Origin of the sequence: Pseudoxanthomonas sp. (genome assembly GCF_002863005.1) — a bacterium.
GTDB lineage: Bacteria > Pseudomonadota > Gammaproteobacteria > Xanthomonadales > Xanthomonadaceae > Pseudoxanthomonas_A.
Window position 1 is genome coordinate 1 of sequence record NZ_PKDG01000051.1, and the last position, 11,025, is coordinate 11,025.

Sequence of the window (11,025 nt, forward strand, 5' to 3'; positions counted from 1 at the left end):
ATGACCACGATCGCCACCCACACCCGGTTCTCGATGCGCATCGACGACAGCACGCCCTTGTTGCCTTCGTCCGCACCTTCGCTGCGGGCCTTGAGCCATTCCTGGATCACGATGGCCACGAACGGAAGAGCGAACACCCCGCTGGCCACGAGGATGCTCCAGATGCCGTTGTTGACCACCCAAGCCACCAGGGTCAGGTAATACTCCAGGTAGTCCGTGGTGTAGAGCGTCATGCCTGCCTCCCGGTCTCAGCCGTGCCGCAACAGTTGGCTGGCTTCCAGCGCGACCACGGCGATCACCGCTGCGATCTCCGTGCGCAGCAGGCGCTGATGCGTCTCGCGTGACGGCTCCCGCCGCAACAGGCGCCGACGCATCCACCACCAGCCGTAAGCCGTCGCTCCGTAGAGGCACAGCCGCCACACGAAGAAGTGGCCGGCGTGCGCCTGCAGCCAGTGCTGCCAGCCCTCGACGCCGCCGACCACGTGGATGCCGGCGATGTTCACCGCCACCGCGGCGGCCACCACCAGCAAGGTCCACAGCAGCGCCACGCCGACGCGGCGGTTGAACAGCCATGGCAGCCGCAGCCAGGCCAGCCGGCTCATGGCGTACCGCTCCGCGGCTTCTGGACTTCCCGCAGACGGTCGCGTGTGGTGTCGCCCTCGAAGACGCCGCGCGAACCGGCAGCGCGGGTGCTGTGGCGCTGGATGATCGCCATCGCCGAGTTACCGGCCAGCGTGCGGCGCAGCTCCAGTTCGGTCTTGAGGTTGTTGATCTCCTGCTCCAGCGCGCTGTTCTCCTGGTCGACCGCCTGCACGGCCAGCTCGTTGGCAGCGACGTTCGGCTCCTTCTTGCCGGTCAGCAACGTGCGTTGCAGCAGCAGGGCCTTCTCCAGCACGCTCGACAGTGCGGCCTCGGATGCGAGACGCCGGCCCAGCACGTCCTGATCGGGCTCGTCGCGTAGCGCTTCGATCACGCCGCGGGTGATCGGCAGCGAGCTGCTGCCGGCTGCGTCGAGATTGGCCAGCGTCGTCGGCCGGGCGCCCGTCACCAGTTCCTGCAGCGCCTGCAGCTTGGTCTCGTACTCTTCCTGGATCACTGGCGTGAGCCCGACGCCAGGCGTGGTCTGGGTCTTCGTGCAGTTTTCGCAGGTGCGCTGCTCGCGTTCGCCCAACACGCGGGTCGCCCAGTCCGCGGCCGCCTGGGGCGAGGACCAGGTTTGGCAGGTCAGGCGGTTGCCGCAGGCGCTGCGCGCGATCGACGAGGTATCGGTGGCGCTGCGCCCGTTGAGCAGGTTGTAGCCCGCGCGCGTCACGTCGCCGACCACCTTGATCGAACTCTGACCAGAGCCGCCCGCGTTGCCGCCGCCGACCCAGGGCACGCCGTTGTTCCCTTTGTTGGACTCGGCCTGCTCGATAGCGGAGACGGCATCGGTGCTGCTGACCGCATCCCGCAGCGCCATCCCTTCGGCGAGCTGGTCCCAGCCGGCCTGGCCGCCGGCCATGTCCGCCATGCGATTGGCGATGGCACGGCAGGTCATCTTCGAGCGGTCGAAGTCCAGGCGCGCCTGGAGGATGCCGTTGGTCAGCAGGTTGTAGAGCCCCGGGTCGGCGCGCTGGATGATCAGCGCCGGCAGCGAGGCCACGGCGCTGGTGGCGTTCTGGATCACGTTGCTCATGATCGTCTGGAAGCCGTTGGTGATGCCGTTGAGCTGGTTCTGCAGTGTCGTGGTGATGCTCATGTCGCCGCAGATCAGGTTGCTGTTCCAGCCGACGCCGACGCCGATGCTCTGCATGTTGCCGGCACCACCCATCGACACGGCCCGGCCGCCGCCGATGCTGTAGAGCACGTCGTCGCCGATCACGCTGCCGCTGACGTTCACGCCATTGGGGTCGATGCGGGTCTGCGCCCAGGCGACGCCGACGACCAGCGTGATGGCCGCCACGAGCAGCGTGGCCCGCAAGGGCGATTTCGCGCGGCGCAGAAAGTCAGGGAGGGAGGCGTTCATCGTGGGTTCCTCACATGAAATCGACGCTGCCGAGGAAGACCTGGCCACGGCGCCGGCAGCAGGAGTACGGCCGCCACAAGGCCCAGGCGTAGTCGCCCTGCTGGGCCTGCACGCGGGTGCGGCTGTGCGGGAAGACCACGCAACTGTTCGAGAGCGTGGGCGTCAGCTCCTGCCACTTGCCCGTCGAGGCGCCGGTCTCCATCAGCGCGCCGGCCGGCCAGTAGCCGTCGCGGGCGTTGGCCAGCAGAGGCTGGTACACGTGAATCTGGTTGCGGCGCGTCACGATGTCGCCCGCGCGCTGCGCGACCACGGCGCCGCTCTTGTGGTCGTCGGTCTGGTGCAGGAAGCCACCGCGGGGATACACGTTGCCCCAGAGGTTCAGGCCGGTGCGCGTACCGATTTCGCGCCGGCCGGGGATGAGCGCTTCGGGGTAGAACGCTTCCGGGATGTTGTAGCGCCAGGCCATCGTGTCGAGCGTGCTCAGCAGATACGGCATGAAGGCCGTGCCAGCGCCTTCGCAGGTGTAGCCGGAGGCGCTGGCGAACTGGCTGAACACCGTCCCGGCCGGATGGCCGATGACATCGGCGTTCTTGAACTTGGCGAGGTTGTTCTCGTTGTCGTGATTGGTCGTGCCGTCACCGCCAGCCTTCGCGGTCGGGTTGGGCATGCTCATCGCCCTGACTTCCAGCCACGGGTTTTCGCCGGTGTTCGAGTAGCTCGACACCACCGCATCGGGGACGTAGTGGCGCACCTTGACGGAGGTGCGAACCGAGCAGCCGAAGGGCGTGCAGTACAGCCAGTAGCAAATACCTGCGACGCGGTACTCCAGGCAGTCGGGGGACAGCGCAGACGAGACGATGGTGGCGGTGTCCAGGGCGAACGTCGATGTGGCCGCGCCCAGCAGCAGCGAGGCGGCGGTGGCGCGCAGACGCCGGGACGCCAGCAGGAGGCTCATGGATGCGTGCTCCGGTAGGCGTTGATGCGCGCGACGGCGCGGGACACGTCGGGCTCGCCGTAGACCACATAGCGTCGATCGACCACCACGGCGGGAATCTTGGCGATGCCCAGTCCCCAGGCATCCGCGACACCTTGGTAGGCGTGGCCGATGCGGCGTTGAAGGGCCTCGCCACCGTCATGCAACCGCTGCCGCACCAGGGCTGCAGCCTGTTGCGGGTCGGCCGGCAGGTGCGCGGCGAGTTCGACCTCGATGCGCGTGGCCTGGTCCAGCTCGATGACCCGCACGCCGGCCGGGGCCTGCACCGGATGACGGCTGTCGGTGACGACGAGCACATCGGCGGCCGCAGCCTGGGTGAACATGAACAGCACTACCCGCAGTCCGGGGGCAATGCGGATGGTCGGCAGCCGGGGCGAAGCCTTGAAGAAGGGGGGCGGCATATCGGGCGTCCTTGGAGTCGATCAAGGTCACAGTCGACTTCAAGTGCCGATCTGACGCGACAAGGAAACCGCATTCGGCCCCTGCCGGTTTCATGCGCTACGCCGCTGTGGGCGTTGTGTTTGCCCCCTGTCGGAGGCGGAGGTCAGGTGCGTGGCTCTGAGGTGCCCGCGAACCCAAGAAACGCGATGCAAGCGAATCGGCATCGACGGCTGGGAGCGTTTGCATTCGATCGACGTCCCCCCGCGTTGAGTAGCGGTTGGGTTTAGAGCCCGGGGCTGAATGTAATCGTCTTGGTGGTGAGTTGTCTGGCGTAGGCGGCGGGCGTTAGCCCGCCGAGTGCTTTCTTTGGTCGCTCCTCGTTGTATTCGCGGACCCAGGCCCGGATGACGGTCCGAGCGTGATGCAAGCTGGAGAACCAGTGCTCGTTGAGGCACTCGTCCCGGAATCGGCCGTTGAACGATTCGATGTAAGCGTTCTGGTTGGGCTTGCCGGGCTCGATCAGGCGCAGGGCGATGCCGCGACGGTGCGCCCAGGTCAGCATGGCTCGGCCAGTAAATTCGGGGCCGTTGTCGGTTCGGATCACGGCCGGTGTACCGCGCGTTGCGCAGACCTCGTCCAGCAACCGGATCAGGTGCTCGCCGCCGAGGCTGTGCTCCGGGATCACCGCAACCGCCTCGTGCGTGGCGTCGTCGACGATAGCCAGGCACTTCAGAGATCGGCCTGAGGCGATCCGGTCGAACACGAAATCCATCGACCAGACCTCGTTGGCCGCGCCGGGCCGGATCAGCGGCTGGCGATCGGCCGGCGGGATCTTCTTGCGGCGCCGTCTGCGCACCTGCAGCTTCTCCAGCGCGTACAGCCGCTCGACCCGCTTGTGATTCACCCGCTGGCCGGCCTGCCGCAGCTTCAGGTAGATCATCTCGGCGCCGTAGCGGCGATATCGCTGGGCCAAAGCGACGATCTGCTCGCGCAACTCGTCATTGCCGTCAGGCCGTGGTGTGTAGCGCAGCGACGATGCGCTCATGCCAGCAACACGCAGCGCGTGCCGCTCGCTCAGCCCCTTGTCCTGGAGCATGCGCACCAGCGACCGCTTCGCTGGCGCGCTCACCACTTTTTTCTCAGCGCTTCCTTCGTCGCCTCGTTCTCAAGCAGGGCATCGGCCAGCAGCCGCTTCAGCCGAGTGTTCTCCTGCTCCAGCGCCTTGAGCCGCTTGGCATCGGACACGTCCATCCCACCGAACTTGCTCCGCCAGAGATAGAAGCTCGCCTCAGAGAAGCCGTGCCGCCGGCACAGGTCCTTCACCGGCACCCCGGCATCGCCCTCCTTCAGGAACTTGATGATCTGCTCTTCGCTGAACCGCTTCTTCACGTCCGACCTCCTGGATCATGGGTCGGACTCTAAACGTCAGTGCTACTCAAATACGGGGGGACATCGCGATGCCTTGAATTGACGCTTCAGCTTCAATTGAGTTTTAATTATAACGCGATGTAGAATCTATTACATTCATCACTGCTTGCTGACCAAGGAGCCCGTGCTTGAGCTTTATTGCCCTATTCGTCAGCCTGCCCACCAAGGCATCGACCGGCCGCATGCGCGTCTGGCGCTCCGTCAAGGCGCTGGGCTGCGCGACGCTGCGCGATGGGGTCTACCTGCTGCCTGACTCGGCCGACAGTGCGGCGGCGCTGGACGAAGTGGCGGCGCAGGCGGTGGAAGTCGGGGGCAGCGGCGAGGTCTATCGACTCTCGGGGTGTGAGGAAGCCCAGGAGGGCGCGCTGCGCGCCCTGTTCGACCGGGGCGAGGAGTACGCCGGCATCGCCGAGGAGATCAAGGAACTCGGGCGGAGCTTGGCATCCCTGGATGGCGCTGCCGCCGCGCGCAAGCTCCAGCCGCTCGTGCGCCGCTTCGAGCAGGTGGTGCGCATCGATTTCTTTCCCGGTGAGGCGCAGCGGCAGACCCTGAGCCTACTGGACGACCTGCGCGACGCGATCACCCGCCGCATGTCTCCCGACGAGCCGACCGCCCGGCAAGCGGATGTTCCGCGGCTGGACCGCGCCGACTATCAGGGCCGGACCTGGGCCACGCGGGCGCGACCATGGGTGGACCGACTCGCTTCGGCCTGGCTGATCCGGCGGTTCATCGACCCAAGCGCTCGCATCGTCTGGCTGGCGAGTCCCGCCGACTGCCGCAATGGCTGGCTCGGCTTCGATTTCGACGGCGCGGCCTTCAGCCACGTAGGCACCAAGGTCACCTTCGAGACGCTGCTGGCAAGTTTCGGACTTGATTCCGCCCCTGCACTGGTACGTCTGGGCGAACTCGTGCATTGCCTGGATGTTGGGGGACTCCCGGTCGCGGAAGCGCTGGGCATCGAATCGCTGCTCGCCGGCCTGCGGGCATCCGAACCCGACGACGACGCGCTGCTTGCCCGCGCATGCGAAGTCTTTGACTGGCTATTGAAGAGTTACGAGGAAAAAACAACGTGAACGCCCCGACCAGTCCTCAGACCGCTGCCACGACTGAAGCGGTCCCTCCAGCGATGAGCTACCTGCAGCTCTTCGCGCGCTTCCTCAAGTTCGGCTTGCTCGCATGGGGCGGGCCTGTGGCTCAGATCGGCATGTTGCGCCGCGAGCTCGTGGACGAGGAACGCTGGATCTCCAGCAGACGCTTCAACAAGCTGCTTGCGGTGATGCAGGTGCTGCCCGGACCCGAAGCGCACGAAATATGCGTTCATTTGGGCATCCGGGCGAAGGGGCGGCTGGGGGGCGTACTGGCGGGACTCGGGTTCATGCTTCCCGGGTTCTTGCTGATGTTCGCGCTGTCCTGGCTGTACTTCCAGATCGAATTCGTTGGCACCTCGCTGGGCGCGGCGTTCCTTGGCATCCAGGCGGCCGTGATCGCCCTGATTGTGCGCGCCGTGCACCGTATCGGCGAGCACATCCTGCTCGATCGCTGGTTGTGGGCCATTGCCATCGTTTGCGCGCTGGCCGCCATGGCTCGTGTCGACTTCTGGATCACCCTGCCGGCGAGCGGCCTGGTGTACGCGCTGCTCGTGCTGAAGCATCGGGCCTTGGCGCTCTTGGTGACACTGGGCGCGGTGGCGCTGGCTGCCGCCGTGGCTTGGTGGGATGCGCCGGCGGCGAAGCTGGTGGAAACGGTCGTTCAGGGCCAAGCCTCGGTGCTGCTCATCTTCGCCTCGGGCCTGAAGGCCGGCTTGCTCACCTTCGGTGGTGCCTACACGGCGATCCCGTTCGTTCGCAATGACGCCGTCGGGCGCGGATGGATGACGGATGGGCAGTTCCTGGACGGCCTAGCGCTGTCCGGTGTGCTGCCGGCACCCCTCATCATCTTCGCCACGTTCGTCGGCTATGTGGCAGGGGGGCCGATCGGGGCGGTGGCCATGACGGTGGGTGTCTTTCTTCCGGCCTTTGCGTTCTCGTTGATTTTCTACGACCGGCTGGAGGCTGTCGTGGAGAACAAACGGCTGCACGCGTTCCTGGACGGCGTCGCGGCCGGCGTAGTCGGCCTGATCGGCGCAACTACCCTCGACTTGGCGCAGGTCACGGCTGAACGTGTCCCATCGCTGGCGATGGGCATGTCGATCTTCGCCGCAGGCTTGGCGTTCCTTTATGCCTGGAAGAACAAGCTCAACGTCGTCGTCGTGATCCTCGCGGCGGGATTGGCGGGCTGGCTGGTGTTTCCGAACCAAGGCTGAACCTGATCGAGTCAGCCTTCGTCGCGCCGTTTCCGATCCACCTTGCTGAGGAAGCCAAGATGCCTTACGAACTGAAGCCCCTTTCGTGCGATCCAGCCAAGCTCACCGGCCTGTCCGAGAAGCTCATCGTCAGCCACTGGGAGAACAACTACGGCGGCGCGGTCAAGCGTCTCAACGCCATCGAGCAACAGCTGGCGCAATTGAACTGGGGAGCGGCGCCGGTGTTCGAGATCAACGGCCTCAAGCGCGAGGAGATGATCGCCAGCGGTTCCATGATCCTGCACGAGGTGTACTTCGATTCCCTCGGCGGCACGGGGGGCGACCCCGACGGCGCGCTGAAGGCGGCCATCGAGCGGGACTTCGGCTCCGCGGATGCCTGGCGCACCGAATTCACGGCCATGGGCAAGGCCCAGGGCGGCGGCTCCGGCTGGACCCTGCTGGTATGGAGCCCGCGCCGCGAGCGTCTCGTGAACACCTGGGCCGCCGACCACGCCCACAACCTGGCCGGGGCCACGCCGCTCGTCGCCCTCGACATGTACGAGCACAGCTACCACATGGACTTCGGCGCCAAGTCCGCAGCCTATGTGGACGCCTTCATGCAGAACCTGTCCTGGACCGTCGCCGAGGCGGCTTTCACCCGGCTTGGCGCCTGAACATGGACCGCGCCATCAAACCCGAAACCGTGAGATCCAATCAAGGAGGCAGCATGTCCCGTAAAACCCGAGTCCTTTTCGCCGCAGCGACAGCGGTCTGCATGCAAATGGCCGTTGCGGCCGGACCGACGGTAGATACCGCAGCGATCGAGTCCGTGACGGGACTCAAGGGCGACTACAACAAGGCCGAGAACGTCTTCAAGATCAGCAAGCCGCGCGATGACGTGACGATCAGCGTGGATCGCTGGACGATGCCCCCCTTCATGGGCCTGACTTCGTGGGCCGCGTTCACTCCGATGGCTGGCAGCACGATGATGATGGGCGACACGGTGCTGTTCGAGGACGAGGTCAATCCGGCCATGAGCGCCGCTCTTGAGGCCGGCCTGGAAGTGACGGCGCTGCATAACCACTTCTTCTTCGACCGACCCAAGGTCTACTTCATGCACATCGGCGGGATGGGCGATGCGCGTCATCTCGCCACTGGGGTCAAGGCTGTGTATGACCGGGTCGCGCAGGTGCGCGCCAGCCAACCCAAACCCGCAGATGCCTTTGGCGGCACCATTGCCACACCCAGCAGCCTCACCGCGGCGCGCATCGAGGAAGTCCTCGGCGCCAAGGCGCAGGTGAAGGACGGCATGGTCAAGGTGAGCTTCGGGCGCGAGGCGAAGATGCATGGCACGCCCGTCGGCAATGCCATGGGCGTCAACACCTGGGCTGCGTTTGCAGGGACCGACGAGCAGGCCGTGGTGGACGGCGACTTCGCGATGCGTGAGGACGAACTCCAGACGGTGCTCAAGGTGCTGCGGCGAGAAGGCATCAACATCGTGGCGATCCACAACCACATGACGCACGAGGAGCCGCGCTACGTCTTTCTGCACTTCTGGGGCAAAGGCAAAGCAGCGGCGCTGGCGCAGTCGTTGAAAAGGACTTTGGACGCGCAGAAAGCCGTGAAATGACGCCTCGTAGTGCCTTTTCCGTTTTCTGAGACGCCCCCCTTTATGACCTCAAGGTCGAAGAACCGCGACATGTTCCGAAACGGCAACAGGAGATCATCATGCAATGGATCACCCGTGAACGCCCGAAAATCGACCGCATCGCCTGCCCCTGGTTGATCGCCCGCTTCATCGACGAGAACCCGGAGTTCCTCTACGTGCCTTCGGGCGAGGTCCTGAAGGTCGCCGCCGACACCGGCGCGATTCCCTATGACGTGCCGAATGTCGAGCTCGGCCACCATGGCGACCGCTGCAGCTTCGATGCCTTCATCGCGCAGTACAAACTCGACGACCCGGCCTTGAACACGCTGGCGCTGATCGTACGCGCCGCCGACTGCGCCCAGCCGCAACTGGCGAAGGAAGCGGCCGGCCTGCTCGCCATCTCGAAAGGGCTGTCGCTCAACTTCGCCGACGACCACGAGATGCTCCGGCACGGCATGGTGATGTACGACGCGCTCTACGCCTGGTGCGCCGACACGCCACTGAAGAAGGTTGCCCGCCTGCTTGGCTTGAAGTGATGCTGCTGCCCGCCGGAGCCGCGCCCGATGCACGTCTGCTGCTGATCGGCCGGGCACTGCGAGCCTTCACCGACGGCTTTGTCGCCATTCTGCTACCGGTTTACCTGCTCACGCTCGGGCTCGGCAAGTGGGAAGTCGGCTTGATCAGCACCGCCACCCTGCTCGGATCGGCGCTGGCGACCGTGGCGGTCGGGCAGTGGGGACATCGCTTCCCGCAGCGCCGGCTACTCCTCGCCGCCGCCTGGCTGATGGCCGCCACCGGTCTTCTGCTGGCCGGCCTGGGCGGCATCGGCGCCTTCTGGCCGCTGCTGATCGTCGCCTTCGTCGGTACGATGAACCCCAGCTCCGGCGACGTCAGCGTATTCCTGCCGCTGGAGCATGCGCGGCTGGCCGAATCGGCGCACGGCGAGGCGCGCACTTTCCTGTTCGCGCGCTACACCTTCGTCGGCGCCTTGTGTGCCGCGACCGGTTCGCTGGCGACGGCCATCCCGCAAGTGCTGACGGATGCCGGCCTGGCCCAGCTCGACGCGTTGCGCCTGATGTTCGTCGCCTACGGGCTGACCGGCGTCTTGATCTTCGTCCTGTATCGCGCCTTGCCGGACCACCGTATGCACGAGCAGGCAGCGTCGCCCGAACCGCTGGGGCCTTCGCGCGGCATCGTGATCAAACTGGCGGCGCTGTTCTCGGTCGATGCCTTCGCTGGCGGGTTGATCGTCAATACCTTGCTCGCGCTCTGGCTGTTCGAGCGTTTCGACCTCTCGCTCGCCGCTGCCGGCCAGTTCTTTTTCTGGGCCGGGCTGCTGTCGGCCGGCTCCCAGCTCGCCGCCCCCTGGGTAGCGCGCCATATTGGCCTGATCAACACGATGGTGTTCACCCACATCCCGTCGAGCGTCTGTCTGGTCCTCGCCGCCTTCGCCGACAGCCTGCCGGTGGCGCTCGCGCTGCTGTTCCTGCGCAGCGCCCTGTCGCAGATGGACGTGCCGACGCGATCGGCCTTCGTCATGGCGGTGGTGACGCCGGCCGAGCGCGCCGCGGCGGCGAGCTTCACCGCCGTTCCCAGGAGCCTCGCCGCCGCAGCGAGCCCCGCCATCGGCGGCGCCCTATTCGCCGCTGGCTGGCTGGCGCTGCCGCTAGTGGCCTGCGGCCTGCTCAAGATCGCGTATGACGTTGCACTTTGGCGCGCGTTTCGGAAGTACGAGGAACCCTCCTCTTGAGAGCGCTCGCGCGCAAGCACATGGCGCGCTTCCGAAAATCGTGACCATCAGACAGAGCGCATCGCGAACGTGGCAACCGGAACTTTCCATGGCAGTTCTTGTGGAGAGGGGCAAGAGGCACAGGCGCCCCCCGGAAGGGACGCCTGCGGTGCGGACTACAACAAGCCGGCTTCCGCGAACGAGTACGGGCTGCCCTTGCCGACGATGAAGTGATCCAGCACCCGGACATCGACGGTGGCCAGGGCGCTCTTCAGCCGCTCGGTGATCGCACGATCAGCGGCCGAGGGCTCGGTGTTCCCCGAGGGATGCTGATGCGCCAGGATCAGCGCCGAAGCGTTGAGCGCCAGCGCACGCTGGACCACCACCCTCGGATACACCGAAGTCTGGTCGACCGTGCCCTGGAACAGCGGTTCGTAGGCGAGCACCTGGTGCTGGTTGTCGAGAAACACGACGGCGAAGATTTCGTTCGGCTCCGCGACCAGTTTCAGGCGCAGGTAGTCGCGCACGGCGGCGGGACTGCCCAGCGCCGGACCGGCCT

Annotated in this window: 12 protein-coding genes and 1 pseudogene; 6 read left to right on the top strand and 7 right to left on the bottom strand. The window is 66.0% G+C overall.

Going from position 1 to position 11,025, the window contains the following annotated elements:
* The 6 genes and pseudogenes from CYU89_RS17260 to CYU89_RS17285 form a co-directional block, all read right to left on the bottom strand.
* A pseudogene (locus CYU89_RS17260) lies at positions 1-233 on the bottom strand (conjugal transfer protein TraG N-terminal domain-containing protein); the annotation flags it as partial.
* Positions 234-248: 15 nt separating this feature from the next.
* Complete coding sequence (locus CYU89_RS17265; protein ID WP_003292115.1) at positions 249-602, bottom strand: hypothetical protein; 354 nt, start codon at positions 600-602, stop codon at positions 249-251.
* Positions 599-2,005 (bottom strand): integrating conjugative element protein, encoded by a 1,407-nt coding sequence (locus tag CYU89_RS17270; RefSeq protein ID WP_126624633.1) that lies wholly within the window; start codon positions 2,003-2,005, stop codon positions 599-601. The genes CYU89_RS17265 and CYU89_RS17270 overlap by 4 nt, the downstream gene beginning before the upstream one ends.
* Before the next feature lie 10 nt (positions 2,006-2,015).
* On the bottom strand, positions 2,016-2,960 hold the full coding sequence (locus tag CYU89_RS17275; RefSeq protein WP_104230484.1) for a TIGR03756 family integrating conjugative element protein: 945 nt from the start codon (positions 2,958-2,960) through the stop codon (positions 2,016-2,018).
* Positions 2,957-3,400 (bottom strand): TIGR03757 family integrating conjugative element protein, encoded by a 444-nt coding sequence (locus CYU89_RS17280; RefSeq protein ID WP_126624632.1) that lies wholly within the window; start codon positions 3,398-3,400, stop codon positions 2,957-2,959. The genes CYU89_RS17275 and CYU89_RS17280 overlap by 4 nt, the downstream gene beginning before the upstream one ends.
* Positions 3,401-3,663: 263 nt before the next feature.
* Positions 3,664-4,769, bottom strand: a protein-coding gene (locus tag CYU89_RS17285; protein WP_126624631.1) for an IS3 family transposase whose coding sequence is annotated in 2 segments (ribosomal slippage) — positions 3,664-4,511 and positions 4,511-4,769 — 1,107 coding nt in all. Because the reading frame shifts where the segments join, the coding sequence is not laid out codon by codon here.
* 167 nt (positions 4,770-4,936) lie between these two features.
* Here CYU89_RS17285 and CYU89_RS17290 point away from each other — a divergent pair.
* From CYU89_RS17290 to CYU89_RS17315, 6 genes are all read left to right on the top strand, one after another.
* A complete protein-coding gene (locus CYU89_RS17290) occupies positions 4,937-5,881 on the top strand; it encodes a chromate resistance protein ChrB domain-containing protein (protein WP_073651930.1) in 945 nt (314 codons plus the stop codon).
* A gap of 53 nt (positions 5,882-5,934) precedes the next feature.
* Entirely contained in the window at positions 5,935-7,110 is a 1,176-nt protein-coding gene (gene chrA, locus CYU89_RS17295) for a chromate resistance efflux protein ChrA (RefSeq protein WP_073672139.1), read from the top strand.
* Positions 7,111-7,169: 59 nt separating this feature from the next.
* Positions 7,170-7,763: a Fe-Mn family superoxide dismutase gene (locus CYU89_RS17300; RefSeq protein ID WP_073672133.1), complete on the top strand. Its 594-nt coding sequence runs from the start codon at positions 7,170-7,172 to the stop codon at positions 7,761-7,763.
* Positions 7,764-7,816: 53 nt separating this feature from the next.
* On the top strand, positions 7,817-8,719 hold the full coding sequence (locus CYU89_RS17305; protein WP_101516723.1) for a DUF1259 domain-containing protein: 903 nt from the start codon (positions 7,817-7,819) through the stop codon (positions 8,717-8,719).
* Positions 8,720-8,817: 98 nt separating this feature from the next.
* Positions 8,818-9,273, top strand: a complete 456-nt coding sequence (locus tag CYU89_RS17310; RefSeq protein WP_073652012.1) for a chromate resistance protein ChrB domain-containing protein — start codon at positions 8,818-8,820, stop codon at positions 9,271-9,273.
* Positions 9,273-10,487, top strand: a complete 1,215-nt coding sequence (locus CYU89_RS17315) for an MFS transporter (protein WP_073654934.1) — start codon at positions 9,273-9,275, stop codon at positions 10,485-10,487. Before CYU89_RS17310 ends, CYU89_RS17315 begins: the two co-directional genes overlap by 1 nt.
* A gap of 155 nt (positions 10,488-10,642) precedes the next feature.
* On the opposite strand, the gene radC is transcribed toward CYU89_RS17315, so the two are convergent.
* Positions 10,643-11,025: DNA repair protein RadC (gene radC, locus CYU89_RS17320; protein WP_296282782.1), on the bottom strand; the 383-nt coding region annotated here is incomplete at its 5' end.

What these genes read in the sequence shown, in the direction of transcription:
- CYU89_RS17300 (WP_073672133.1), top strand. Translation starts at nt 7,170, where the DNA reads ATGCCTTACGAACTGAAGCCCCTTTCGTGCGATCCAGCCAAGCTCACC.
- CYU89_RS17280 (WP_126624632.1), bottom strand. Translation starts at nt 3,400, where the DNA reads ATGCCGCCCCCCTTCTTCAAGGCTTCGCCCCGGCTGCCGACCATCCGC.
- CYU89_RS17310 (WP_073652012.1), top strand. Translation starts at nt 8,818, where the DNA reads ATGCAATGGATCACCCGTGAACGCCCGAAAATCGACCGCATCGCCTGC.
- chrA (WP_073672139.1), top strand. Translation starts at nt 5,935, where the DNA reads ATGAGCTACCTGCAGCTCTTCGCGCGCTTCCTCAAGTTCGGCTTGCTC.
- CYU89_RS17275 (WP_104230484.1), bottom strand. Translation starts at nt 2,960, where the DNA reads ATGAGCCTCCTGCTGGCGTCCCGGCGTCTGCGCGCCACCGCCGCCTCG.
- CYU89_RS17305 (WP_101516723.1), top strand. Translation starts at nt 7,817, where the DNA reads ATGTCCCGTAAAACCCGAGTCCTTTTCGCCGCAGCGACAGCGGTCTGC.
- CYU89_RS17315 (WP_073654934.1), top strand. Translation starts at nt 9,273, where the DNA reads ATGCTGCTGCCCGCCGGAGCCGCGCCCGATGCACGTCTGCTGCTGATC.
- CYU89_RS17265 (WP_003292115.1), bottom strand. Translation starts at nt 602, where the DNA reads ATGAGCCGGCTGGCCTGGCTGCGGCTGCCATGGCTGTTCAACCGCCGC.
- CYU89_RS17270 (WP_126624633.1), bottom strand. Translation starts at nt 2,005, where the DNA reads ATGAACGCCTCCCTCCCTGACTTTCTGCGCCGCGCGAAATCGCCCTTG.